This is a genomic window from Mediterraneibacter flintii (genome assembly GCF_055387595.1).
In genome coordinates this window covers 2,329,748-2,350,339 of record NZ_AP031405.1, presented here as the reverse complement: position 1 = coordinate 2,350,339, position 20,592 = coordinate 2,329,748, and the positions used below count along the sequence as shown (strand labels likewise).

General features: G+C 40.6%; 38 protein-coding genes, 2 tRNA genes and 2 pseudogenes. 36 read left to right on the top strand and 6 right to left on the bottom strand.

Going from position 1 to position 20,592, the window contains the following annotated elements:
• The first annotated feature begins 191 nt into the window (after positions 1 to 191).
• Positions 192 to 2,018 carry a glutamine--fructose-6-phosphate transaminase (isomerizing) gene (gene glmS, locus ACZ5C4_RS11210; protein ID WP_464521063.1) on the top strand — a complete coding sequence of 609 codons (1,827 nt, stop codon included), beginning with the start codon at positions 192 to 194 and terminating at the stop codon, positions 2,016 to 2,018.
• Between the two features lie 156 nt (positions 2,019 to 2,174).
• Positions 2,175 to 3,458: a S1C family serine protease gene (locus ACZ5C4_RS11205; protein WP_464521062.1), complete on the top strand. Its 1,284-nt coding sequence runs from the start codon at positions 2,175 to 2,177 to the stop codon at positions 3,456 to 3,458.
• Positions 3,459 to 3,517: 59 nt separating this feature from the next.
• Here ACZ5C4_RS11205 and ACZ5C4_RS11200 read toward each other — a convergent pair.
• Positions 3,518 to 3,592, bottom strand: a tRNA-Pro gene (locus tag ACZ5C4_RS11200).
• 108 nt (positions 3,593 to 3,700) lie between these two features.
• Between ACZ5C4_RS11200 and ACZ5C4_RS11195 the strand changes: the two genes are divergently transcribed.
• From ACZ5C4_RS11195 to ACZ5C4_RS11185, 3 genes and pseudogenes are all read left to right on the top strand, one after another.
• The gene (locus tag ACZ5C4_RS11195; protein ID WP_464521061.1) at positions 3,701 to 4,009 is read left to right on the top strand and encodes a spore coat associated protein CotJA; all 309 of its coding nucleotides are present in this window, start codon (positions 3,701 to 3,703) and stop codon (positions 4,007 to 4,009) included.
• Positions 4,006 to 4,275 carry a spore coat protein CotJB gene (locus ACZ5C4_RS11190; RefSeq protein WP_464521060.1) on the top strand — a complete coding sequence of 90 codons (270 nt, stop codon included), beginning with the start codon at positions 4,006 to 4,008 and terminating at the stop codon, positions 4,273 to 4,275. Before ACZ5C4_RS11195 ends, ACZ5C4_RS11190 begins: the two co-directional genes overlap by 4 nt.
• Before the next feature lies 1 nt (position 4,276).
• Positions 4,277 to 4,471: pseudogene (locus ACZ5C4_RS11185) on the top strand (manganese catalase family protein); the annotation flags it as partial.
• Positions 4,472 to 4,572: 101 nt separating this feature from the next.
• On the opposite strand, the gene ACZ5C4_RS11180 reads toward ACZ5C4_RS11185, so the two are convergent.
• From ACZ5C4_RS11180 to ACZ5C4_RS11160, 5 genes are all read right to left on the bottom strand, one after another.
• Entirely contained in the window at positions 4,573 to 6,147 is a 1,575-nt protein-coding gene (locus tag ACZ5C4_RS11180; RefSeq protein WP_464521059.1) for a recombinase family protein, read from the bottom strand.
• Between the two features lie 228 nt (positions 6,148 to 6,375).
• Positions 6,376 to 6,780: a type II toxin-antitoxin system HicB family antitoxin gene (locus ACZ5C4_RS11175; protein ID WP_464521058.1), complete on the bottom strand. Its 405-nt coding sequence runs from the start codon at positions 6,778 to 6,780 to the stop codon at positions 6,376 to 6,378.
• A 35-nt stretch (positions 6,781 to 6,815) separates the two neighbouring features.
• On the bottom strand, positions 6,816 to 7,013 hold the full coding sequence (locus tag ACZ5C4_RS11170; RefSeq protein ID WP_464521057.1) for a type II toxin-antitoxin system HicA family toxin: 198 nt from the start codon (positions 7,011 to 7,013) through the stop codon (positions 6,816 to 6,818).
• 72 nt (positions 7,014 to 7,085) lie between these two features.
• A complete protein-coding gene (locus ACZ5C4_RS11165) occupies positions 7,086 to 7,604 on the bottom strand; it encodes a hypothetical protein (RefSeq protein WP_464521056.1) in 519 nt (172 codons plus the stop codon).
• A gap of 302 nt (positions 7,605 to 7,906) precedes the next feature.
• Complete coding sequence (locus tag ACZ5C4_RS11160) at positions 7,907 to 8,287, bottom strand: helix-turn-helix domain-containing protein (RefSeq protein ID WP_464521055.1); 381 nt, start codon at positions 8,285 to 8,287, stop codon at positions 7,907 to 7,909.
• A 140-nt stretch (positions 8,288 to 8,427) separates the two neighbouring features.
• Here ACZ5C4_RS11160 and ACZ5C4_RS11155 point away from each other — a divergent pair, with 140 nt between their 5' ends.
• From ACZ5C4_RS11155 to ACZ5C4_RS11005, 31 genes and pseudogenes are all read left to right on the top strand, one after another.
• Positions 8,428 to 8,598, top strand: a complete 171-nt coding sequence (locus ACZ5C4_RS11155) for a hypothetical protein (protein WP_464521054.1) — start codon at positions 8,428 to 8,430, stop codon at positions 8,596 to 8,598.
• A 40-nt stretch (positions 8,599 to 8,638) separates the two neighbouring features.
• Positions 8,639 to 8,830: pseudogene (locus ACZ5C4_RS11150) on the top strand (Thoeris anti-defense Tad2 family protein); the annotation flags it as partial.
• A 27-nt stretch (positions 8,831 to 8,857) separates the two neighbouring features.
• Complete coding sequence (locus tag ACZ5C4_RS11145) at positions 8,858 to 9,112, top strand: hypothetical protein (RefSeq protein ID WP_464521053.1); 255 nt, start codon at positions 8,858 to 8,860, stop codon at positions 9,110 to 9,112.
• Between the two features lie 263 nt (positions 9,113 to 9,375).
• Positions 9,376 to 9,531: a hypothetical protein gene (locus tag ACZ5C4_RS11140; protein ID WP_464521052.1), complete on the top strand. Its 156-nt coding sequence runs from the start codon at positions 9,376 to 9,378 to the stop codon at positions 9,529 to 9,531.
• Positions 9,532 to 9,578: 47 nt separating this feature from the next.
• Positions 9,579 to 9,803, top strand: coding sequence for a hypothetical protein (locus ACZ5C4_RS11135; protein ID WP_464521051.1), 225 nt, complete (start codon positions 9,579 to 9,581; stop codon positions 9,801 to 9,803).
• A 1-nt stretch (position 9,804) separates the two neighbouring features.
• Positions 9,805 to 10,131 (top strand): hypothetical protein, encoded by a 327-nt coding sequence (locus ACZ5C4_RS11130; protein WP_464521050.1) that lies wholly within the window; start codon positions 9,805 to 9,807, stop codon positions 10,129 to 10,131.
• A gap of 172 nt (positions 10,132 to 10,303) precedes the next feature.
• On the top strand, positions 10,304 to 11,065 hold the full coding sequence (locus tag ACZ5C4_RS11125; protein WP_464521049.1) for a rolling circle replication-associated protein: 762 nt from the start codon (positions 10,304 to 10,306) through the stop codon (positions 11,063 to 11,065).
• Between the two features lie 3 nt (positions 11,066 to 11,068).
• On the top strand, positions 11,069 to 11,494 hold the full coding sequence (locus tag ACZ5C4_RS11120) for an RNase H family protein (protein ID WP_464521048.1): 426 nt from the start codon (positions 11,069 to 11,071) through the stop codon (positions 11,492 to 11,494).
• 256 nt (positions 11,495 to 11,750) lie between these two features.
• A complete protein-coding gene (locus tag ACZ5C4_RS11115; RefSeq protein ID WP_464521047.1) occupies positions 11,751 to 11,939 on the top strand; it encodes a hypothetical protein in 189 nt (62 codons plus the stop codon).
• Positions 11,939 to 12,514 (top strand): HD domain-containing protein, encoded by a 576-nt coding sequence (locus ACZ5C4_RS11110; RefSeq protein ID WP_464521046.1) that lies wholly within the window; start codon positions 11,939 to 11,941, stop codon positions 12,512 to 12,514. Before ACZ5C4_RS11115 ends, ACZ5C4_RS11110 begins: the two co-directional genes overlap by 1 nt.
• Positions 12,511 to 12,747 carry a hypothetical protein gene (locus tag ACZ5C4_RS11105; RefSeq protein WP_464521045.1) on the top strand — a complete coding sequence of 79 codons (237 nt, stop codon included), beginning with the start codon at positions 12,511 to 12,513 and terminating at the stop codon, positions 12,745 to 12,747. Before ACZ5C4_RS11110 ends, ACZ5C4_RS11105 begins: the two co-directional genes overlap by 4 nt.
• A 124-nt stretch (positions 12,748 to 12,871) precedes the next feature.
• Positions 12,872 to 13,417, top strand: coding sequence for an MT-A70 family methyltransferase (locus ACZ5C4_RS11100; protein WP_464521044.1), 546 nt, complete (start codon positions 12,872 to 12,874; stop codon positions 13,415 to 13,417).
• 23 nt (positions 13,418 to 13,440) lie between these two features.
• Entirely contained in the window at positions 13,441 to 14,331 is an 891-nt protein-coding gene (locus ACZ5C4_RS11095) for a phosphoadenosine phosphosulfate reductase family protein (protein ID WP_464521043.1), read from the top strand.
• A 26-nt stretch (positions 14,332 to 14,357) separates the two neighbouring features.
• On the top strand, positions 14,358 to 15,266 hold the full coding sequence (locus ACZ5C4_RS11090) for a radical SAM protein (RefSeq protein WP_464521042.1): 909 nt from the start codon (positions 14,358 to 14,360) through the stop codon (positions 15,264 to 15,266).
• A 25-nt stretch (positions 15,267 to 15,291) separates the two neighbouring features.
• Positions 15,292 to 15,720 carry a hypothetical protein gene (locus tag ACZ5C4_RS11085; protein ID WP_464521041.1) on the top strand — a complete coding sequence of 143 codons (429 nt, stop codon included), beginning with the start codon at positions 15,292 to 15,294 and terminating at the stop codon, positions 15,718 to 15,720.
• A 10-nt stretch (positions 15,721 to 15,730) separates the two neighbouring features.
• Entirely contained in the window at positions 15,731 to 16,039 is a 309-nt protein-coding gene (locus ACZ5C4_RS11080; RefSeq protein ID WP_464521040.1) for a hypothetical protein, read from the top strand.
• 1 nt (position 16,040) lies between these two features.
• On the top strand, positions 16,041 to 16,343 hold the full coding sequence (locus tag ACZ5C4_RS11075) for a hypothetical protein (protein WP_464521039.1): 303 nt from the start codon (positions 16,041 to 16,043) through the stop codon (positions 16,341 to 16,343).
• Entirely contained in the window at positions 16,331 to 16,489 is a 159-nt protein-coding gene (locus tag ACZ5C4_RS11070; protein ID WP_464521038.1) for a hypothetical protein, read from the top strand. Before ACZ5C4_RS11075 ends, ACZ5C4_RS11070 begins: the two co-directional genes overlap by 13 nt.
• A gap of 1 nt (position 16,490) precedes the next feature.
• Complete coding sequence (locus tag ACZ5C4_RS11065; protein WP_464521037.1) at positions 16,491 to 16,976, top strand: SAM-dependent methyltransferase; 486 nt, start codon at positions 16,491 to 16,493, stop codon at positions 16,974 to 16,976.
• Between the two features lie 44 nt (positions 16,977 to 17,020).
• Positions 17,021 to 17,362 carry a hypothetical protein gene (locus ACZ5C4_RS11060; protein ID WP_464521036.1) on the top strand — a complete coding sequence of 114 codons (342 nt, stop codon included), beginning with the start codon at positions 17,021 to 17,023 and terminating at the stop codon, positions 17,360 to 17,362.
• A gap of 18 nt (positions 17,363 to 17,380) precedes the next feature.
• Positions 17,381 to 17,602 carry a hypothetical protein gene (locus ACZ5C4_RS11055; RefSeq protein ID WP_464521035.1) on the top strand — a complete coding sequence of 74 codons (222 nt, stop codon included), beginning with the start codon at positions 17,381 to 17,383 and terminating at the stop codon, positions 17,600 to 17,602.
• The gene (locus tag ACZ5C4_RS11050; protein ID WP_464521034.1) at positions 17,602 to 17,979 is read left to right on the top strand and encodes a hypothetical protein; all 378 of its coding nucleotides are present in this window, start codon (positions 17,602 to 17,604) and stop codon (positions 17,977 to 17,979) included. Before ACZ5C4_RS11055 ends, ACZ5C4_RS11050 begins: the two co-directional genes overlap by 1 nt.
• Positions 17,976 to 18,239, top strand: coding sequence for a hypothetical protein (locus tag ACZ5C4_RS11045; protein WP_464521033.1), 264 nt, complete (start codon positions 17,976 to 17,978; stop codon positions 18,237 to 18,239). Before ACZ5C4_RS11050 ends, ACZ5C4_RS11045 begins: the two co-directional genes overlap by 4 nt.
• A 4-nt stretch (positions 18,240 to 18,243) precedes the next feature.
• Positions 18,244 to 18,444 carry a hypothetical protein gene (locus tag ACZ5C4_RS11040; protein WP_464521032.1) on the top strand — a complete coding sequence of 67 codons (201 nt, stop codon included), beginning with the start codon at positions 18,244 to 18,246 and terminating at the stop codon, positions 18,442 to 18,444.
• Positions 18,445 to 18,462: 18 nt separating this feature from the next.
• Positions 18,463 to 18,603 carry a hypothetical protein gene (locus tag ACZ5C4_RS11035; RefSeq protein ID WP_464521031.1) on the top strand — a complete coding sequence of 47 codons (141 nt, stop codon included), beginning with the start codon at positions 18,463 to 18,465 and terminating at the stop codon, positions 18,601 to 18,603.
• A gap of 16 nt (positions 18,604 to 18,619) precedes the next feature.
• Positions 18,620 to 18,874 carry a hypothetical protein gene (locus ACZ5C4_RS11030; protein ID WP_464521030.1) on the top strand — a complete coding sequence of 85 codons (255 nt, stop codon included), beginning with the start codon at positions 18,620 to 18,622 and terminating at the stop codon, positions 18,872 to 18,874.
• Positions 18,837 to 19,274, top strand: coding sequence for a hypothetical protein (locus ACZ5C4_RS11025; protein ID WP_464521029.1), 438 nt, complete (start codon positions 18,837 to 18,839; stop codon positions 19,272 to 19,274). The genes ACZ5C4_RS11030 and ACZ5C4_RS11025 overlap by 38 nt, the downstream gene beginning before the upstream one ends.
• Before the next feature lie 164 nt (positions 19,275 to 19,438).
• Positions 19,439 to 19,511 (top strand) — tRNA-Ile (locus tag ACZ5C4_RS11020).
• A 164-nt stretch (positions 19,512 to 19,675) separates the two neighbouring features.
• The gene (locus tag ACZ5C4_RS11015) at positions 19,676 to 19,975 is read left to right on the top strand and encodes an HNH endonuclease (RefSeq protein ID WP_464521028.1); all 300 of its coding nucleotides are present in this window, start codon (positions 19,676 to 19,678) and stop codon (positions 19,973 to 19,975) included.
• Positions 19,954 to 20,145 carry a hypothetical protein gene (locus ACZ5C4_RS11010; RefSeq protein ID WP_464521027.1) on the top strand — a complete coding sequence of 64 codons (192 nt, stop codon included), beginning with the start codon at positions 19,954 to 19,956 and terminating at the stop codon, positions 20,143 to 20,145. The genes ACZ5C4_RS11015 and ACZ5C4_RS11010 overlap by 22 nt, the downstream gene beginning before the upstream one ends.
• Before the next feature lie 67 nt (positions 20,146 to 20,212).
• Positions 20,213 to 20,587 carry a P27 family phage terminase small subunit gene (locus tag ACZ5C4_RS11005; RefSeq protein WP_464521026.1) on the top strand — a complete coding sequence of 125 codons (375 nt, stop codon included), beginning with the start codon at positions 20,213 to 20,215 and terminating at the stop codon, positions 20,585 to 20,587.
• The last annotated feature ends 5 nt before the right edge of the window (positions 20,588 to 20,592 follow it).

The following is a 20,592-nucleotide window of genomic DNA, read 5'->3' as shown; positions in this document are numbered from 1 at the left end:
CGCACGCCGCAATAAAGAAATTTTACCGCTTTGCGGTATTTCGGCGGCGCGCAAAGTGTACAAGCCCATCAAGAGTGAGGGGCAGGGAAGTTGAAGTGTGCTTGTCCACTTTGTTCATTTACAATTATTAAAAAATTTGTTACAATATGTCTCATAGCGGAAAATTATATATGCGAAGGGAGCAAATATTTATGTGTGGCATCGTTGGATACATTGGAGACAGACAGGCAGCGCCTATACTGTTGGATGGATTGTCAAAATTAGAATACAGGGGATATGATTCAGCAGGGATCGCAGTGTTTGATGGAAGCAGCATCAATATGACAAAAGCAAAGGGCAGACTGAAGGTATTGGAGGAATTGACACATGATGGGGAAACTCTTCCTGGAGAAATGGGAATCGGCCATACAAGATGGGCGACTCACGGAGAACCCTCTAATACAAATGCCCATCCGCATTTGAATAAGAAGGAAAGTATTGCTGTAGTACACAATGGAATTATAGAGAATTATCTGAAACTAAAGAAAAAACTAATCAGCAAAGGGTATGAATTTATATCGGATACAGATACGGAGGTCATTGCCCATCTGTTAGATTATTATTATGATGGTAATCCTCTGCGTGCAATTACAAAGGTAATGCACCGGATGGAAGGTTCTTATGCACTTGGAATTATTTTCAAAGATTTTCCAGATGAACTGTATGCTGTACGAAAGGACAGTCCACTGATAGTCGGACATACGAAAGGTGGGTGTATCATCGCATCCGATGTTCCGGCAGTGTTGAAATACACGCGAGATGTCTATTTTATTGAAAATGAAGAGATTGTGCGTATGGAAAAAGACGCAATGGAGTTTTTCAATGTAGATGAGGAACAGATTGAGAAAGAATCCACGCATATTGATTGGGACGTGGACGCCGCTGAGAAAGGCGGATACGAGCATTTCATGTTAAAAGAAATGTATGAACAGCCAAAGGCAATTACGGATACTTTTTCACCTCGGATCAAAGGCAGTGAAATCGTGATTGATGAGCTGAATATGACGGATGAGGAGATTCAGGCAATCAGGAAAATTATGATTGTTGCCTGTGGTTCCGCGTACCATGCAGGGGTGACTGGAAAATATGTATTTGAAGGAATGGCGCGGATACCTGTAGAGGTAGATTTGGCCTCTGAATTTAGGTATCGGGATCCGATTATGGAAGAGGGAACACTGGTGATTGTTATCAGCCAGTCAGGAGAGACGGCAGATTCTCTTGCGGCGCTTCGTGAGTCAAAAGAAAGAGGGGCAAAGGTTCTTGGAATTGTCAATGTTGTGGGAAGCTCGATTGCCAGAGAAGCAGATAATGTAATGTATACATGGGCAGGGCCGGAGATTGCCGTTGCAACTACAAAAGCATACTCCAGTCAGTTGATTGCGTTGTACCTTCTGGCAATTAAATTTGGTAAAGTAAAGGGTGTTGTGTCTAAAGAGCAGGTGTATGGTTATATTGAAGACTTGAAACGACTTCCGGAGCAGGTAGAAATGCTTCTGAATAACAAAGTGAAAATACAGAAATTTGCAAATCGTTATCTTGCGGCACATGAAGTGTTTTTTATTGGGCGTGGAATCGATTACGCAATTTCTATGGAGGGGTCTCTTAAATTAAAAGAAATTTCCTATATTCATTCAGAGGCCTATGCGGCAGGAGAGTTAAAGCACGGAACGATTTCACTGATTGAGGAGGGAACGCTGGTGGCGGCTGTTCTGACGCAGAAGGAGCTGTACAAAAAAATGATCAGCAATATGGTGGAGGTAAGCACCCGCGGAGCGTTTGTACTGGCAGTGACAAATGAGGGAAACGACGAAGTAGAACGTGCAGCAGATTATGTGATTTATATCCCAGAGACAAATAAGTTTTTTGCAAATTCTCTTGCAATTATACCGCTTCAGTTGTTCTCCTATTATATTTCAGTAGGAAGAGGATGCGATGTAGATAAGCCAAGAAATCTGGCAAAATCAGTGACAGTAGAATAAAGAAGTATAATTTCTGATAGGAAATGAAGAATGAGAATGCTGTAAAACGGCGTTCTCATTCTTGGCTTTTTCAGAGTTAGTTCAATAATTAAACACAGATTTGACACAAAAGGCGGTTATGATAGGAGCATAAAATAGAAGAAGGAAGGAATTGTTATGGAAAATCAATATAGTTATTATAATCCGCAGGGACAGCCAGGAAACCAGCAGTCCGGCGATAATAAAAAGAAAAAAAAGAAAATGCCGAAAGCAGTCGCAGTAACGGGCCTTGCGCTTTTATTTGGGCTTGTTTCCAGCGCTACGTTTATATCAGCCAATATTGTGGGAAATAAAATACTTGGCTGGAATCAGTCTTCTGATAAATCCGTGAGTACTTCCTCTGGACAGGTGAAAAATAATGCTTCTCTTACACAGACGTCCAGTGTTGTTACATCTGATGTATCAGAGATTGTGGAACAGGTGATGCCGTCTATTGTGTCTATTACAAATATGAGTGTACAGCAGGTACAGGATTTTTTCGGCGGGGTGTATGAGCAAAACAGTGAAAGTGCGGGGACTGGGATTATCATTGCGCAAAATGATTCAGAGCTTCTGATCGTAACAAACAATCATGTGATAGAGGGGAGTGAAACTCTGACAGTTACATTTCGTGACAATTCTAGTGTAGAGGCGGACTTAAAAGGGACAGATGCCGCCCATGATTTAGCGGTAATTGCAGTTCCACTTAAATCTATATCAGATGATACGAAGGAGGCAATATCTGTTGCGAAGCTAGGAGATTCTACAAAATTAAAAGTTGGGGAACCCGCTATCGCAATTGGAAATGCATTGGGATATGGGCAGTCTGTTACGACCGGTGTCATCAGTGCGACGGATCGTTCCAGTGCACAGGCAAACGGACAGACAGAAGAGTCATCGGATAGTGATGTAAGCTTAATTCAGACAGATGCAGCTATCAATCCGGGAAACAGCGGTGGAGCTCTTGTCAATGCAAGCGGAGAGGTAATTGGAATCAATTCTTCGAAATTAGTAGGAGAGACAGTGGAGGGAGTAGGGTATGCCATTCCAATCAGTGATGTCTCAGATATTATTACAGATCTGATGAACCAGGAAACAAAAACAAAGGTAGATGAAGATGACCAGGGCGCAATCGGTATCAAAGGATTTGACGTAACATCGGAATATGCACAGCAGTTTAATATGCCGATCGGGGTTTATGTATCAGAGGTGACAAAAGGCGGCGGAGCAGCCGATGCAGGATTGACAAAAGGAAGTATTATTACAGGAATTAATGGAACGACAGTCACCAGTATGGAGAACTTGAAAAATGAACTGCAATATTACGAACAAGGAGAAAAAGTGACGTTGACTGTTGAAATACCGGAAAATAACGGAGAATATACAGAAGAAGAAATAGATGTAATACTAGGAAAAAAATAGAGTGATTTTTTAAAACAAAAAGAGCTGTGACATTTTAATGCCACAGCTCTTTTTAGAAATCGGGGTGACAGGATTCGAACCTGCGACCTCACGGCCCCCAGCCGTGCGCTCTAACCAAACTGAGCCACACCCCGATGCCTTATATATTATATACAACTTTTACACAAAAGTAAAGCGGAACCTTTTTTTCTTTTTTTCCATACTATAATACTGTAAAGTTTTTAGGAAAGGAGCAATCGCAAATGGCGAATTGTCAAAACAATATGCGCTATGGACGTCAGACCTCCATGCGTAATCCGTATATGCAGAATCAGAATAACGGATGCCGCCCTGTACCAGAACCGGTAAACCGCAGTGCTCAAAGCAGCCGTTCTTCTTCAATCTGTCCTGGGCATTCAAAGGCTCCGGTGGATACAATGCCTCTTGCTATGGCGTATGTTCCCTGGCAGAAATGGCAGAATATTTATGAACCCTGCAAAGGCCTTAATCAAGGGACGATTTTTCAAGATCTTGATAAACCATTCCATGGAAAAGGAGGATGTAACCGATGAGCAAACAGCCAGGCAGAAAAGAGCTGCTCAACTATATTAACCAGGTTAGTTTTGCAGTAGATGATGTGAAATTATACCTGGATACGCATCCGTGTGATGAGGAAGCACTTTCCTATTTCCAGGAATACAGCCGTCTGCGCGGCCAGGCACTTAAGGAATATGCTTCATATTATGGACCATTGATAGTGGATACAGCCGATTCCTCCTGTTCTGACAGATGGAACTGGATTAATGAACCGTGGCCATGGCAGGAAGGAGGATGTTAGTATGTGGAATTATGAAAAAAGATTGCAGTATCCAGTAAAAATTACGCAAACAAATCCTAAAATTGCGCAGATTATTATTTCTCAGTTTGGCGGACCAGATGGAGAACTAGCTGCCTCCATGCGCTATTTGTCTCAGCGTTATACGATGCCGTACAAAGAAGTTACTGGAATACTTACAGATATCGGAACAGAAGAAGCAGTACCGCGAGGCTTTACATAAAGCCCCGCAGACCGCGAAAATACGTTCATTTCATTACATAATGTACAGACACGTCTGCACAATGAGGCTCTAAATAGCTAAGAACGCGGGACGCGGGGATAAATTTCAAGCTGAAAATTTGCCGTATTTCCGCATCCGCGTTTATTGCGCTCCGTCTTTGTGTATACAATACGGTCGATTAATTCTTTTAGAAAGCGGTTTTTATCCTGCACACTTAAATAATTGTAATTGTCAATCAGCTTTTTGCATCGAGGAATAAAATTAGCTTTGTCAGCCTGTATTTTACTCTCATATTCAATTTCCTGCATAAGAGCTGTCCGTTTTTCCTTTAATGCTTTTTCGCGGTCAGAAATTTCTTTTTGTCGGGAAAGGAAAACATCTGTATCATAAATACCCTGCTCAAGCAGATCGTAGAGGTTGCCACGCTGAACGGACAATTTTCTTAAATCTTCGTCAAGCTCGGAGAGAGCAGACTGCTTCAAGGCAATCATCTCATCAAAGCGTGAGGTATCTTCCACATCTTTCAGTTCATATTCTGATGTCCAGTCGTTCAAAATATCAAGAATGACTTTTTCAACAACATACAAAGGAGAGCCGACAGTTCCACAGCCATACGGGCAGTATAAAAAATCATACGCCGCCTTCGTGTGTGTAGGGCGCCGGCGCATGGCACGGCCGCAGCAGGAACAATATATGATTCCTGCAAGGGGATTTTTGACAGTGTAATCTCGATTGACAGGCAGAGCAGCAGAAGAAAGATGTTCATTTGCGATTTTAAATGTTTCCTCTGAAATCTGGCCCTCATGCATCCCATTTGCCAGTTCATAAGATTTCTGACGAGGACGAATCTTTTTAAGCTGTCCGTTCTGCATTTTTTTGACTGTTTTTCTGTGACCTAAGCGCACCATGCCTATATTATGTTCATTTTCTATAATTCCCCTGATAGTTACGCCGGTCCATGTCGAAGCGTTGTTTCGGGTAGGAACCCCCATTTTATTAAATAAATTTGCAACCTTATCCGGCCCGACAGGAACGCCATCAGCTCCATATGCGATTAAATCGTACATCATTTTTAAATATTTGCTTTCTGCCGGATCCGGTCTTAAAGAAAACCCTCTTTGTTTTGATAACTTATAACGCTCCCAGCCATACGGAGCAATATTACCGATAAATTTCCCTTCCAGGAATGATTGATGACGTCCGGTTTCAAGTCGGCGGTTAATCGTTTTATATTCACGTCGAGACATGAAAAGGTTAAATTCGAAATATTCAGAATCAGACGGGTCGGACGGATTATAAATTTTAAGCGGCGTTATAATGAGCGTATCGGAATACGTAAATGCCTCTGATATGTACCCTTGATCTCTTGTATCTCCACGGGCAAGACGTTCAACCTCAACAACTAGAACGCCATCCCAAAATCCCTGTTCAACTTCACGAAGAACTCTTTGCACAACCGGACGCGCGGCAATCGTTTCACCCGACACAATTTCTTTGTAGATTGCGTGCAGGGATATATTTAGCCGTTTAGCTAAATCTAAAAGTATATGCTCATGCCTGGCAAGTGTTTCCCCCTCTCCATGTGCTTCTGCTTCTAAATCCTTCCTAGATTTACGCAGATAGGCGCAGTAATTTCCATCAGTTTTTAGCATTTTATCATCTCCTTTTATAACTATATGCAAAAAAGTATAAAAATAACAGCCAGACACGAACAAAAGTTCTGATTGCCTGACCATTCCGAAGATGATACAATATTTATGGTGTTAGAACCATCTTCGGTGGTTTGTCGTGCTTTCAAAGCACAGGTGCCGCTTCAGTACGCCAATACTGAAGCGGTTTTTATTTTTGAATGCTGCCAAAGTGATATATCAATACTTCTTTCAATTTTTGTGGATTTTTTGCAATAGAGCCTCTTGAAGTACCTGTGAAAAATTTACATTAAGTTCTAAAGCGCTGGCATTTAGCCAAGCTGGAAGTGTAACAGTACGATTTACTGATTTGTTGACGTTTGCCATGCGTATAGACGGCATATACACATCAATCAAAACAACACGCTCATTTTGCTCTACATTAATATCGGATAATCGGGTAGGGGCAGGGATTTCTTCGTTATCTTCCTCAAGTCCAAACATTACACATCCAAGCAGCTCACGCGCGGATAGAAGCGCGTCATCATCATTGACACCGCTTGTAGCAACATCTAAATCGGGAAATACAACAGCAATTTCCTTTCCTTCCTCATAAGTAAAAACAGCAGGATAAAAATAACGTTCTACTTTTTTCATGGTATTCCTCCAATCTATAATTTCAAGGGGAGGGGCTACCTAAACCGTAGCCCCGACTGCCTTTCTATGCTGTCAAGCGTTTTTCGGGGAATATCTTTGTCAGGATGTTTTACAGTGACACGCCCCTTTTTGGTAGGGTGCTTGAATTGGTGATGACTACCAACTATATTTACCTCATACCAGCCGTCCGCTTTTAACATTTTTAAGACTTCCCTTGAAGAATAACTTTTCATGTATCATTCCCTCCTGACAATATTATAATAACACATATAATTATATTTGTCAACGATAAAAAACAAATATTTTTATATTTGTTTTTGCTTGTTTCGATAAGATACCATCAATCCAAACCCGACGAAAGATAAAATAACCTGTATCAGTACAAACATAAAATACATAGGGAATAGAAGAATAGCAACTGCGTATATAATAGCGCCAACAAGTATAAACCACCTATTTGGAAGAATCACGCCGACAGCATTAAATACAAATGCTACAGCTACAGCAATTAAGTGTGGCATAACAAGAGCTTTTGCAAGTTGCCAGCCAGTCAATTCGGCAAGAGAAGAAAATTCTCCGCCGGAAGATTGCCAATAATAAGCCGAAAGTGCTAAATATGCAAGTGACAGCACTAATGCTATAATTGTACAAATACTTCTTTTTTCTTTAACTTCGACAAGTTCATCCGCTGGCGCACCGAGAGGATCTATTTCATAATTATCTTCAATGGGGCGGAAAAATTTTTTTCTGCAATTATCACAAACCATATACCTAGGGTCACGGTCGCTTCTTCTTGTTTCCTTTCCACAACGCGGACAATACATTTTGCTTTACCCTCTTTTCTTTAGTATTCCGAGAAAACACCACTTCCAAAGTTTTCCACATGTTATCCACATAGTTACCAACAAAATAATAAGAACAAATGTTCGGATTTGTATTGACCCTTAATCGTTATAATGATAATATACTGACAAGGGGAGCAAACAAATGTTTGTGCGGAGGTTATACATATGAAAAAGGAAGATTATAAAAAATACATAATTGAAGCAATTTACAATATAGATAATATATCAATATTAAAAGTAATCTACCGATTCATAAAAGGACTACTGGACTAGACGAAAAGCTAGTCCTTTTTTATATGCCCCATAGCAGCAGCAACTTTTTCAAGTGCTTCCCATCCATCATCATCTAATTTTGAAAGCATATCTATGTATCTTTTTTTGAAAGAATCTTCTTTATCTTTTAAAACACGGCCGATAAATTCAGCTATATATTCTTCTTTTGAAAGCTCTGTAAATATTTCACCGTTTCCGGTTCTAAGCCAATTCTCATTTACTCCAAATTCATTACATATAGCAAGTAGGACACGTTCAGTAACAGAAATTCTGCCTGCTTCTATATTTGCTATATTAGCACGTGTCAGACCTAAAGGTTTTCCAAGAGCTTCTTGAGTAATTTCGAGATGTTCTTTCCTAAGATAACGGATTCGTTCGCTAATAGTCATTAGTTTCACCACCTTCCATAAATACATACTATCATAAACTAAATGTTTTGTAAAGCACAAAAAATAGAATTAAAATGTATTGACAAACACAAAATTAAAATATATAATGTGTTTAACAAAACAAGGAAAGGAGGAAAAACATGAGCGATAAAGAAAGGACTTTAATGCAGAAAATTGAAGGTGTAATGGAACACATGGATGACAATGAGCTTGAAAAATTTTTGCTAGTAGGTGAAGGAATGGTGATTATGGCAGGGATTAAAGACGAAAAAGCAGAAAATAGGAGAGAACGAAAAAAGGAGGTGGTATAGATGTACATACATGAAGCAGTAAAAAAAAGCATTAGAAGAAAACGGACTGATTATCAGGTCGTCTGCTAAGGAGACAAAATCAGACATTTATTCTGCAATCAGACCGAGTAATTCATACGACACATGCAAACTAATCGTGATGAGAGGGGATAAGGCAGCAGGAGCATGTCGTTGGTGGAATCCTACGGCGGACGACCTGATGGCTGACGACTGGAATGTTATCAAGGAATAAATTTAGAGATAAGGAAGGGATATAAAAATGGATAAAAGAGAGAGCAGCATAAAAATAAAAATCAAAGGATACAAAAAATTTATAAAGAAAGTTCGAAAAATGAAAAAAGAAATGATACAGCTTGAGCAGGTATCGAGAAAAACATTACAGGAACTTATTCAAATAAGAAAAGAACTCCAAACTATTAGAAATAGAATGGAGCCTATACAAGAAAATTACACACTGCTTAATCAGAAAAAATCATCCGATTTTTCCAAAAGAGTCAAGGAGTGGTTCTCCTGATTCCATAATAATCCGATAGGAGTCCTGGAAGGTTTCGAGAACAAGTTGAGCAGATTCTTGACAGTTTTCGGGTTCTAAACGGCTTAAACTATATTCAGCACATAAGAGAGCAAGGTCATAAGCGAGTTTATTCATGGACTATATTCTCCTTTCATAATACTTGGCATGGCAGTGCCTGTATAAAAATTATAGGAGAATTCAAGAAGAAAGACAAGATAAGTCAGACAAACAGTAAAGCATACATATAACCAGAGGTGATGAAGATGGTTGTAGAAACTATAAAAAAAGGAGAGTGTACAGTCATCATATATGATGATGCATTTTCGAAAGCTGGCGCAGATGATGTAGAAAGGATAATTCAAAACGCCTCTGCTATTGTCTGCGCAGCAGAAAGAGAAAATATTTCAGTAAGTACATGAACCCTGCAAAGCGCGGGGAAGAGTGGACAAGCAGGAAGGGAGTAGCGATGAAAAAAATCAAGGTTATGACAGATGAAGAGTTTGCTCTTCATTATGAAGCTATCAAGTTAATGCTTAGTGAAGTAGACGATCCGGACGATTGGAACGGAAAGCGCTGCAGAATTATGGGCTATGTAGCTGGAAATGCGGACGGAAACACAGGAAGAGCCTGGAAAGAAGAACAGCTTCAGAAAGTGTTTGAATTAGGCTTTCCGAGAAAGGAGAAAAAATGATATGGATCATACGCTGGGTGCGTACAGGAGAGATGGAATGTTGAAGCGGAACAAAGGAAGAAGTACGACAGTACGCAGAGAAGAAAGCAGAAAAGAAAAAAAGCGGGTACATCATTACATAAAATACCTGCACTGGATACGGACAGCTACAGAGGCAGTAATCGGATGCGCATGTATCTATATAACTGCAGTAGTACAGACAACAGATATTTGCAATCAGTCGCTTTCAGCCCAGGCACAGCCTTTGCTGATGGCGGTAACAGTCATATTACTCTGCGGAATTTTAAATACGGCCTCCTGGCACATTGAAAAAAGAATAAAAAAATAACACCCTGCCGGAAACAGAAGTGTTATTCATAAAGATATTTTTTATCCTGCGGTTGGATAATATTTGGACATAAATATTATACCATCTGCAGGGTGAAAAAGTCAAGAAAAATGGGGGTTTTTGCCCTGTTTTCAAAGTTCATAAAGATATTAAAGTTAAGGACACAAAGTAGATGGGAACAAAGAGAAAAACAGACAGATTCAAGCAGGGAAATATCATAGATGTAGAGGAATACCATGACGGAAGATATGGCGCCCCCGGAATGGGAAGGCAGAAAAAGAAAAAGCCCACCCCGGAGCAGATGATTGTTGTAAATGTAATGAATAAAGCAAGGAAGGCAAGAAAACAACTGTTAGCGTATTTCAATACAGGGGACTACTTCGTCACGTGGACATACAAGGTAGATGCAAGACCGCCTGACATGGAAACCGCGCAGAAGCATTTTACAAAAGCAATCAAATACATAAAGCGGCGGTACAAAAAAGCGGGGCAGCCTCTGCGCTGGATAAAAAATATAGAGCAGGGAACAAAGGGAGCCTGGCATATTCATCTGATTATCAATCGTATACCAGGTACGGCTGAAATGATAGAGGATGCCTGGGAACATGGTGGAACCTATGCAGTACAGATCCGGAAAAGCAAATTTTATGATGAAGATTTTACGGACCTGGCAAATTACATAACGAAAGATGAACGCCTGGGACAGCGGCGGGAAGACGGTACATATGAAAAGCCGCGCGTGAAACAGACAAGCTACAGTACAAGTAGAAATATGCCGTTAAAAGAGCCGCACACAGAAAAACTTGTGCGGTGGAAAAAAGAAGTAAAAGCAAAGAAAGGCTATTATATTGCAAAAATACATGAAGGAATCAACCCGGCAACAGGTTTCAAATACAGACGGTACACAATGATACGTCTGCATATGAGGATTTGAATTATGAGAGAAGTAAAAATATATATCGGGACAAGCTTGCACGGGCCTTGTATCAGTAAAGGGAACTGGGCGGCAATCGTAGAGTGCCAGACAAAAAAAGGCCCGGCAACGCGGGGCATTAAAGGGACAGAAGAAAAGTCAACGTATTATCGCCTTGTCCTTCTTGCGATTGTGAACGCACTATATTTACTAAATACAGCCTGTACTGTGACAGTATACACAGACTGTACATTTGTAAAAAACATGATTGAACAAGGCAGGCCGGAACAATGGCAGCGGGCAGAGTGGAAAGCCCCGGCAGGTGGTGAAAGGAAAAATAAAGAGTTGTGGCAGCAGTACCAGGAACTTTCAAGGCGGCATAAAATAGCTGTCCGCTTTAGTAAATACAACGATTACGTAGAAAAGCTAAGCGAATTGACAGCAGCATAAGCAAAATGCACGCTAGATTCTGAAAAATCAACGTTTGTCGGCATTTTTGCAGGGTAAAACAGGACATAAATGAGAATTACAATCAAAAAGTCCGGCAGATTCTGAAAAAATAGCATTTAGGAGGATTTTACATGCAGGAAAGAACATTTTCATATAAGGACACACAAAAGGCAGCAGTACCGTTCCGTCATGGGAACATGTATAAATTCATGTATGCAGGGAGCAGGCGCAAAAGAAAAAGGAGGGTGAAGGGAAAATGAAAAATATATATGAAGGGCAGTATAAGAAAATGCCGGGAAGTGTTCCAAAGCCGGAAATTTTAAGAAAATGGAACGGGATTGGCGCGTACATGGCATTTTACGAAGAGTGGGTAAAGACATGCTGCAGGATTACGCCGACAAAGAAAAACCCAAATAGGAGGCTGTTAGAAAGGTGGAACAAATAATGAGGAAATTAGATGAACAGAAAAAAGTATTCATAGCATTGTGTAAAGCATACATAAGACGAAAGGGCATAACAGAGCTGTTAGATTATCTTGAAACAACAGATTTTTTTACCGCGCCGGCAAGCACAAAGTATCACGGCGCATATCCAGGTGGACTGGTGGAACACTCTTTGAATGTATACAGGCGTTTAGTGTCAAAACAGGAAGATATGCCTGCAGGGACAGAAAATGAAACAATCATAGTCATAGCACTTCTGCATGACATCTGCAAAGTCAATACATATGAGCAAACAACGAAAATCTATACAGGGGATGGAATAGTGTCATGTAACTACACATACAGGAATGAATTCCCGATCGGACATGGAGAGAAATCTGTTATCTTGATTCAGCGCTATATGCAGCTTACAGCCGAAGAAATCATTGCGATAAGCTGGCACATGGGTGGTTTTGATGCCCGCGCGCGGGAAACGAGAGAACTTAACGAGGCATGGAAAAAGCATCCTCTTGCCGTTCTTCTTCATCTGGCAGATATGGAAGCGACCTGGCTGGATGAAAGGTGGGAGGAGCAATGAACAAAAACAGTGTAGGTACAAGAAAGATGCGCCGGGAAGACTACAAAAAAGTAAAAAAGATGGACAGACAGCAGTTTGAGAGCTTTTGCCGCTGCCTGTATGAGGAAGGGCAGCAGGCAGTACATAATTGTGAGCAGACAAGAATCTTATTATGTAGAATCGCACAACAGGAATTTGAACAGACACATACGCGAGACGAATGGATGAGGTTGTTTAAGAGAAATTATTTATAGCACCTCCGCCGTAAGGCGTTGGCAGTATGTCACTGCAACATATAAATCTTGTATTCCTTCCTGCCTGCGGGCAGGAAGAGAAAGGAGATAGTCGGGGCAAAGGTATACCGGACTTATTTAGAAAATGAAAGTAGATATTTTTAATACAGACAAGAAATACAACATAATTTACGCCGACCCACCGTGGAGATACTCGGATCGCAAATGCAACGGAGCGTGTGAATTTCATTACAAAACAATGAAAATAGAAGAAATTAAAAAGTTGCCTATCCCTCAAATTTCGGATAAGGATTGCGTACTTTTTCTTTGGACTACATACCCTATGCTTGGGGAGGCATTGGAGCTGATAAAAGCATGGGGATTTACATATAAATCAATTGGATTTCAATGGGTAAAGAAGAATAAGAGTGGTGATGGATGGTTTTTCGGTTTGGGAAGGTGGACTAGAGGAAATACAGAGCCTTGCTTAATTGCTGTAAAAGGCAAACCGCACAGAGAAAGTAATAGAGTATCACAGCTTATTATGGAGCCTATAGGGAAACATAGTGTTAAGCCTTCGATTGTAAGAGAGAAGATTATAGAACTCATGGGAGGAGAGAAAAAGAATAAAATAGAACTTTTCGCGCGGCAACAGGTAGAGGGCTGGGACTGCTGGGGAAATGAAATATAATAAAAAATGGAGGGTGCGCGGAGATGTGCGACAGGGAACAAAAAGCGATAGAAAGAATCAAATTAGCAAGTGAAATGAGCTTACAGCATTACAAAAAACCTCTTGTATGCACATATAGCGGAGGCAAGGACAGTGATGTGATGCTGGAACTCTTCAAGCGGTCGGGCATCCCGTTTGAGGTACATCACAGTCATACCACAGCAGACGCTCCGCAAACAGTACGGCATATTCGCAAAGTGTTTCGGGAGTTAGAATTACAAGGGATTTCATGTGAGATTGAAAAACCGACTTACAAGGGAAAAAGAACAAGCATGTGGAAACTGATGACACAAAAACTTATGCCGCCAACACGACTTGCGAGATATTGCTGCGAAATTCTTAAAGAAACTGGATGCACAAATAGATATATAGCCACTGGAGTTAGATGGGATGAAAGTACAGCAAGAAGTGGCAGGGAAGAATTTGAATATATAACGTCAAAAAAGACAGATAAAGAAAAATTTACGACAGTGATGTTGCTGACGGATAACGATAAAAGCAGACGCATGACCGAGTTGTGTATGCAAAAAAACAAAATAGTCGTAAATCCGATTATTGATTGGACACATACAGACATATGGGAGTATATCAATTCCGAGAACATACAGACATGTGAACTGTATCAGTGCGGCTATGTTCGTGTTGGCTGTATTGGCTGTCCAATGGCAGGTAAAAAGAGATGGAAAGAATTTGCTGATTTCCCACAGTATAAAAAGCTATATATACACGCTTTTGACCGCATGCTCAAGGAACGCGAACGGCGTGGGAAAGAAACTAAATGGAAGAACGCAGAGGAAGTTTTTGCTTGGTGGATGGAAGATGACAACATACCGGGGCAAATGTCACTGGACGAGTTTTTAGAAGAGGAGTATTGAGCAGAATAAAAGGAGGGAGAGTGGAGATGAACATACAACTGATTGATGTAGATGGACATAACTTTCCGAACCTTCCATTGATGAAACTATCCGCGTGGCACAAGGCACAAGGAGATATAGTAGAGTGGTACAATCCGCTTACGGCATGGATAGACACGCCAGACAGAGTGTATATGAGCAAAATATTTACATTTACACAAGATTATCCGCATCCAGTTTGTGCGGGTGAAATCATACGTGGAGGGACTGGATACAATTATCCAGATGGTGGGGAAACTCTATCGGAAAGGATAGAGCATATCTATCCAGATTATAGCCTTTATCCAGAGTTATGCAAGGATACGGCTTATGGATTTTTAACGCGTGGCTGTCCGAGAGGGTGTGACTTCTGCATAGTCAGCGAAAAGGAAGGAAAGCAAAGTCACAAAGTGGCGGACTTGTCGGAATTTTGGAGAGGACAAAAGCATATAAAACTTTTGGATCCGAATATGTTCGCTTGCCGAGAGTGGCGGGGATTGTCCGAACAGCTTATTAATAGTGGCGCATGGATAGATTTTACGCAGGGGTGCGACATCCGAATTATGACAGATGAAAAAACGGCATATATCAAGCGTATGAAAATAAAACGGATTCATTTCGCGTGGGACAGATACCAAGATAAAGAGGAAGTTGTGGAAAAATTCAAAAGGTTCAAAGAATTAACAGGATGGAGCAGAGAAAAAATGTCAGTCTATGTACTGACGGGATATAACACAACATTTGCACAGGATTTAGAGAGGATATACACGCTCCGCGATATGGGATATAACCCGTATGTGATGATATACGACAAACATAAATTGCCGCAGGGCAGCAGGCTAATAAAATTACAAAGATGGGTAAATAGCAAGTATGCGTTCGCGGTATGTAAAAAGTTTGAAGATTATAAAAGATAGCGAAACAAACGAAGGGAGAGCGAAGATGGCAATTTTGAATTATACGACAACGATAGATGCATTTAAAACTGTGTCAGAAATCGAATATATATTGATGAAACATGGGGCAAAATCTATTATGAAAAATTATGAAGGTGAATCTGTAACAGGTTTGTCATTCCTGATCGATACAGGGGCGCAACAAATACCAGTAAGGCTTCCCGCAAAAGTAGACGCCTGCCTCGCAGTGCTTAAAAAAGAAAAGAAGGAAAATCCGCGCAAACAGATAAAAGACACATGGCAGCAGGCAGAAAGGGTCGCATGGAGGATCTTGAAAGACTGGGTGGAAGCGCAGATGGCGCTGTTGGATATAGAGATGGTACGATTTGAAGAAATATTCCTGCCATACATTGAAGTGCAGGGACAGACGGTATTTGAAAAGTTAGAAGAGAAACAATTTTTATTAGAAGGGTAAGAGAGCGAAGATGGAGAGATTAACAATACCAGATGAAAAGATAGACGGAGGATGGAAGAGAGCTTTTATTGATACCGAGGAAGTAAGGAAGTGTGCCATGTCTATTTACTGGGCGCTGAAAAAATACGAGGACACTGGACTCACTCCACAAGAAATCATGGAACTGAAGGAGCGAGATACAGCGAAGAAAATTGTGAATTATGGCGTTGATGTTCCTGAATGTCCTCATTGTGGAAGTCTCAACATCTATTATTGCGAGGAAAATATGAAATATGAGTACTGTCCGGAGTGTGGCCAGCGGTTGAAGTGGGAGGATTGAAATGAGTAGAAAAGTAAAGTGTAAGATGTGTGAAAAAAGTATGCGGTGGGCGCTTCCAGAACGCGTGACTGAAAATAATTATGAATATGCAAAGCATTGTCTCCGAATGGTAAAGAATACGCTTGTTTGCGATCGTACAATGCGGACGAAGTATATTGAACATGAACAATATTGCAAATATTTCCGTAAGAAAGATGAACGAGAGCTTGAGTATGATATAAAGGCAGAACCGAAAAGAATTCAAAAACTTGCGGATATGATAAAGGAGTATGAAAGAGAGGTAGGACTGACATGCAGAAAGTAGTAAGAACAGCACCGACAAGCACATGGGAGTGGTATGAGCCATCACGATTTGAACATTTACAAAAGGCACTTGCAGAAGGATGGAAAGTTGTTATGTGCAACAAAATAGGAGAAGATCTGGAATATATACTTGAAAAGGAGGACTGAAATGCAGGAATCAAAGAAAATTCTTGATCCCTGTTGCGGAAGCAAAATGTTCTGGTTTGATAAAAATAACCCAGAGGTTGAATTTTGCGACATCAGGGAGATGGATAGGACGGAGTATTATCCGGGAAGATACATAGAAATTCATCCAGATACCATTTGCAATTTCACGGATTTGCCGTTTGAGGATGACAGCTTTTACCTTGTGGTATTTGACCCGCCGCATTTGCAGTGGGCGGGAGAAAAATCAATTATGCGGTTAAAGTACGGTGTGCTTGAAGGGGATTGGAAAGAAATGCTCCGAAAAGGCTTTGACGAGTGCATGAGGGTATTAAAACCAAATGGAACGCTGATTTTTAAATGGAGCGAAATACAATTTTCTTTAAGTGAAATTCTACCCTTGTTTAACCAGAAGCCGCTATTTGGGAATCGTTGCAGGAAACGCGGGAACAAAACGCATTGGCTATGTTTTATGAAAGGGGTGGAATAATGCAGGAATTAGAGAAGAGATGGAATATTGGGAGGAAAAATTGAATGAGAACAACGTGTGAAATAGTAGCAGATTTAAAAGATGGAAATAATCCCACATATGAAGAACTGAAAATGGCTTGTTTAGTTCAATCTTCGCTTTTGTTTCTTTATCAACAGGATACTAAATCCTTGCTTGAAGGTGGGATAGGGGCGGATTTAGTTAAAAGCATGAATTATAAAGACGAGAAAACATCTTCTGTCAAAGGCGGAATTCCGTCTTGGTACTGGAACGGTATAAAGAAAGACCCTTATGAATGGTTAAGCCTCAGAAACATACCGGGAACAGAAGAATGGGAAAAATGGCATAAATTAGGGAATAAAATTCTGGACAAATTTATGAAGTAAGCATTTGGAGGGTTAAAGATGCAGGAATTAAAAATATATCGTTGCGAGTTTTGCGGAACAACTTACAGTACAAAAATAAAGTGTCAAGAGTGCGAAAGAGGGCATAGACGTCCGCGAGACATGAGGCCTGTAAAATATCTGCCTGTATCGCAGGACGCAACAGGCTATCCTCTTTACATTGAGGTGAAGATGGATAACGGAAAAGTGGTTAGATATGAGAAACGGAAGGAAGTAGAGTAATGCAGGAATTAGAGAAGATTCTGGAAGAGATAGAGCAAAGAGAAAGTTATTTAAAAGATATGCAGATTAATTCTAAAAAAGGCGGCATAGATATCGACCTTGCTGTGGGATATAGGATTGACGAAATTAGAGAAATAAAAGATATTATCCGCAAGCACATGAATGACGGCTGGATACCGTGCGAGGAGCCACCGGAGATTGATTGTAGAACCATTTTGATTCAACTGAAAAATGAAGGCATAATGGAAGGACTTTATAACGGTTCTGAATTTGTAGGAATAGACAGAATGGGTACGTATCAATTTCTGAAAAGCAATCCCCCGCTATATTGGCGAAGGAAACCAGAGCCATACCGCCCGGAAAGGAGAAAAGAATGAGTGATGATTTAATCAGCCGGAAAGCGGCAATAGAATTAGTGATTGCTGAGTATGATAGATTTCAGGCCAATGGAGGAAGTCACAGCGGAAGAAATGAGCTGGATAAGGCTATAAAAATGCTGCAGAATATGCCGACTGCTTTTGACAAGGAAAAGGTGATTAACATTATTGCCAGTGCTAATAGCCATATTACTATGGGAAATAAAATGCAAGCGTTGGCTTATATGGCAGAACTTGAACGGATTGTCGAGGAGGTGTAGAGGAATGACAGAGAAAGAAGCGATAAAACCTTTAACGCCTAAATTTAGAACGGAAATATTGGCAAGTATTGAAGATATTGAACGGGAATTAAAAACCTGCCAGGGAAATGCCTTTGTAAATGTCCAACTTCGCGCACTGGACGCACAACGAAAATTGTTCAAAGCCCTTCCAGATGGCTATCCAATTCCAGTCACAAGGACATAGATTAAGGAGGAGAAAGAAATGACAGAGAAAGAAGCGATTGAAATATTAGAGAATCGTACAAAGTATTATATACAAGCACAAGACATAGTTGCATTTAGCATTGCAATCAAAGCCCTAGAGGAAATCCAGCAGTACCGGGAAATTGTGGACAGGCGATAGATTGGAGTGAGGAAGAGTGAGAAGCAGAAAAGAAATATATTTAGATAGCATAGAGCACTATGAGGAATTATCAGAACAACAACCGGACAAGCGGGCACAGAAATGGTTCCGCCGTCCTGCTGGGGTACAGACAGTAAACAAAGCTCCAGGGCAGCAGGCAAAGAAATTGATTAAAACGACGGTAGACAATCAACTGCGCAAATGGGGAGTAGACATAAAAGGGAGTGTTGCGGATGGACAAGAAAAGACTACGGAAAAATACTTGGGATGATTACGGCATATCAAGACATAGATATGAAGAACTGAAAGCGTTCTGTCTACAATACGAAGAAAAGAAAGCAAAAATAAATAGAGGGATTACAAGCGGGGCAAATAACGGGATGCCGAAAGGCAATTATAAAGAAAATCAATTAGAAAATAATGCAATACGAAATGCGATGTATCAAAAAGATTGTGAAATGATTGAACAGGCAGCAGTCGCGGCATCAGCAGAGCTATATCCGTACATAATCAAGAGTGTAACAAATGGGCTATCTTATCAATTTGTTGAATACAGCGAAAAGTATGGAAAGATAACAGTTGGAAAGACGGATTTCTACGCATATAGAAGGCTTTTTTATTTTTATCTCGACAAAATAAAAAGTGGGGACAAAATCGACCTGCTTATGTGATATTATGATAGCATGATATAACGAAGGGAAAGAAGAAAAAGCGAAGCGTCCATCTACCGAAGTGGCGCTTTTCTTATACCTATACGGCAGATGTGCAGGGTAGCGCCCGGTGTCCCAGTTCAACTCCGGGGGCTACGCTTCACCTTTTGAAATAATACCCACGACGGAACATAGCTCAGTTGGTAGAGCACCTGTCTTATACACAGCAAGTCGCAGGTTCGATTCCTGCTGTTCCGATTAGCCGAGAGGCTATCATGTACATGAAAAGGAGAGCAGATAGCATAGTAAAGGATGTGCGCTCGGTGAAAGCCGGGGCGTAGTTGGGTTCGAATCCCAACCTGCTCATTGAAAATATACTTGGGTAGCAGGCAGAATTTGCAACAAGTTGAAGGGATAAAGGTATGTTTGATTATTACGGAGAAAAGTGGAAAAAGAAAAGATTAAAAATATTGCGTAAAGATAAGTATATATGCCAGATAGCAAAAAGATATGGGCGCACGGAAGAAGCGGCAGTAGTACATCATATATACCCAGCGAATGAATATCCTGAATACGCATGGGAAGACTGGAATCTGATTAGTGTAAGTATTGCAACACATAACAAGCTAGAGAACAGGAAGACGGGAGAACTTACAGAACTAGGATTGCAGTTGCAAAGAAGGACTAAGCCAGGAGTTGATTGGAGGAAAAAGAGATGGTAAGCGTAGAGACAAGGATGATATGTAAGTGTATTGATGAACTAACAAAAGAAATCAGGAAGCTAAGAAAAGTACAAGAAAAACGTATGAATTATGAGGCTGGAATATTCGCGGTGGAAAGAAAAGATGAAGAGGAAAATATACCTCCCCTCCCTATAATAGACAAAATTTGACCGAATCTACTGGCAGGGGGTAGCCTTTTCCAACTCTAGGAAAATTTTTAATGAAAGGGGTGCAGATATGGCAGAAATGACAAAAAAGAAGTATAAAAATCTGATTCTAAAGCAGTTATCTGCACTTGGAATTCAAGAAAAAAGTTACGACAGTGTAATAGAATCTTTAGCAGAAATTCTTGTGCAAAGAGATGCTACAAGAAAAGAGTTTGAGGATGGTGGAGGAAAGTCTGTGATAGAATACACAAACAAAGGCGGAGCAACAAATATGTCAAAAAATCCGTTGCTTGTGATGTGGGACGAGATGAATAAAACCGCATTGGCGTACTGGCGGGAGCTAGGACTTACACCATCGGCATATAAAAAACTTACAGGGGATGGAGTGAAGAAAGAATCAAATCAGAAAGGACTGGCAGCAGCTCTTGCAGAAATCGAAAGCTAAAAATT

Coding starts and splice junctions, on each gene's coding strand:
- ACZ5C4_RS11015 (WP_464521028.1), top strand. CDS start 19,676: ATGTTTGATTATTACGGAGAAAAGTGGAAAAAGAAAAGATTAAAAATA.
- ACZ5C4_RS11060 (WP_464521036.1), top strand. CDS start 17,021: ATGAGAACAACGTGTGAAATAGTAGCAGATTTAAAAGATGGAAATAAT.
- ACZ5C4_RS11115 (WP_464521047.1), top strand. CDS start 11,751: ATGAAAAATATATATGAAGGGCAGTATAAGAAAATGCCGGGAAGTGTT.
- ACZ5C4_RS11095 (WP_464521043.1), top strand. CDS start 13,441: ATGTGCGACAGGGAACAAAAAGCGATAGAAAGAATCAAATTAGCAAGT.
- ACZ5C4_RS11035 (WP_464521031.1), top strand. CDS start 18,463: ATGACAGAGAAAGAAGCGATTGAAATATTAGAGAATCGTACAAAGTAT.
- ACZ5C4_RS11205 (WP_464521062.1), top strand. CDS start 2,175: ATGGAAAATCAATATAGTTATTATAATCCGCAGGGACAGCCAGGAAAC.
- ACZ5C4_RS11170 (WP_464521057.1), bottom strand. CDS start 7,013: ATGAAAAGTTATTCTTCAAGGGAAGTCTTAAAAATGTTAAAAGCGGAC.
- ACZ5C4_RS11120 (WP_464521048.1), top strand. CDS start 11,069: ATGAGAGAAGTAAAAATATATATCGGGACAAGCTTGCACGGGCCTTGT.
- ACZ5C4_RS11165 (WP_464521056.1), bottom strand. CDS start 7,604: ATGTATTGTCCGCGTTGTGGAAAGGAAACAAGAAGAAGCGACCGTGAC.
- ACZ5C4_RS11155 (WP_464521054.1), top strand. CDS start 8,428: ATGAGCGATAAAGAAAGGACTTTAATGCAGAAAATTGAAGGTGTAATG.
- ACZ5C4_RS11135 (WP_464521051.1), top strand. CDS start 9,579: ATGAAAAAAATCAAGGTTATGACAGATGAAGAGTTTGCTCTTCATTAT.
- ACZ5C4_RS11180 (WP_464521059.1), bottom strand. CDS start 6,147: ATGCTAAAAACTGATGGAAATTACTGCGCCTATCTGCGTAAATCTAGG.
- ACZ5C4_RS11090 (WP_464521042.1), top strand. CDS start 14,358: ATGAACATACAACTGATTGATGTAGATGGACATAACTTTCCGAACCTT.
- ACZ5C4_RS11145 (WP_464521053.1), top strand. CDS start 8,858: ATGGATAAAAGAGAGAGCAGCATAAAAATAAAAATCAAAGGATACAAA.
- glmS (WP_464521063.1), top strand. CDS start 192: ATGTGTGGCATCGTTGGATACATTGGAGACAGACAGGCAGCGCCTATA.
- ACZ5C4_RS11100 (WP_464521044.1), top strand. CDS start 12,872: ATGAAAGTAGATATTTTTAATACAGACAAGAAATACAACATAATTTAC.
- ACZ5C4_RS11080 (WP_464521040.1), top strand. CDS start 15,731: ATGGAGAGATTAACAATACCAGATGAAAAGATAGACGGAGGATGGAAG.
- ACZ5C4_RS11050 (WP_464521034.1), top strand. CDS start 17,602: ATGCAGGAATTAGAGAAGATTCTGGAAGAGATAGAGCAAAGAGAAAGT.
- ACZ5C4_RS11025 (WP_464521029.1), top strand. CDS start 18,837: ATGGACAAGAAAAGACTACGGAAAAATACTTGGGATGATTACGGCATA.
- ACZ5C4_RS11085 (WP_464521041.1), top strand. CDS start 15,292: ATGGCAATTTTGAATTATACGACAACGATAGATGCATTTAAAACTGTG.
- ACZ5C4_RS11130 (WP_464521050.1), top strand. CDS start 9,805: ATGGATCATACGCTGGGTGCGTACAGGAGAGATGGAATGTTGAAGCGG.
- ACZ5C4_RS11070 (WP_464521038.1), top strand. CDS start 16,331: ATGCAGAAAGTAGTAAGAACAGCACCGACAAGCACATGGGAGTGGTAT.
- ACZ5C4_RS11195 (WP_464521061.1), top strand. CDS start 3,701: ATGGCGAATTGTCAAAACAATATGCGCTATGGACGTCAGACCTCCATG.
- ACZ5C4_RS11040 (WP_464521032.1), top strand. CDS start 18,244: ATGACAGAGAAAGAAGCGATAAAACCTTTAACGCCTAAATTTAGAACG.
- ACZ5C4_RS11175 (WP_464521058.1), bottom strand. CDS start 6,780: ATGAAAAAAGTAGAACGTTATTTTTATCCTGCTGTTTTTACTTATGAG.
- ACZ5C4_RS11065 (WP_464521037.1), top strand. CDS start 16,491: ATGCAGGAATCAAAGAAAATTCTTGATCCCTGTTGCGGAAGCAAAATG.
- ACZ5C4_RS11190 (WP_464521060.1), top strand. CDS start 4,006: ATGAGCAAACAGCCAGGCAGAAAAGAGCTGCTCAACTATATTAACCAG.
- ACZ5C4_RS11160 (WP_464521055.1), bottom strand. CDS start 8,287: ATGACTATTAGCGAACGAATCCGTTATCTTAGGAAAGAACATCTCGAA.
- ACZ5C4_RS11075 (WP_464521039.1), top strand. CDS start 16,041: ATGAGTAGAAAAGTAAAGTGTAAGATGTGTGAAAAAAGTATGCGGTGG.
- ACZ5C4_RS11110 (WP_464521046.1), top strand. CDS start 11,939: ATGAGGAAATTAGATGAACAGAAAAAAGTATTCATAGCATTGTGTAAA.
- ACZ5C4_RS11055 (WP_464521035.1), top strand. CDS start 17,381: ATGCAGGAATTAAAAATATATCGTTGCGAGTTTTGCGGAACAACTTAC.
- ACZ5C4_RS11125 (WP_464521049.1), top strand. CDS start 10,304: ATGGGAACAAAGAGAAAAACAGACAGATTCAAGCAGGGAAATATCATA.
- ACZ5C4_RS11105 (WP_464521045.1), top strand. CDS start 12,511: ATGAACAAAAACAGTGTAGGTACAAGAAAGATGCGCCGGGAAGACTAC.
- ACZ5C4_RS11045 (WP_464521033.1), top strand. CDS start 17,976: ATGAGTGATGATTTAATCAGCCGGAAAGCGGCAATAGAATTAGTGATT.
- ACZ5C4_RS11005 (WP_464521026.1), top strand. CDS start 20,213: ATGGCAGAAATGACAAAAAAGAAGTATAAAAATCTGATTCTAAAGCAG.
- ACZ5C4_RS11140 (WP_464521052.1), top strand. CDS start 9,376: ATGGTTGTAGAAACTATAAAAAAAGGAGAGTGTACAGTCATCATATAT.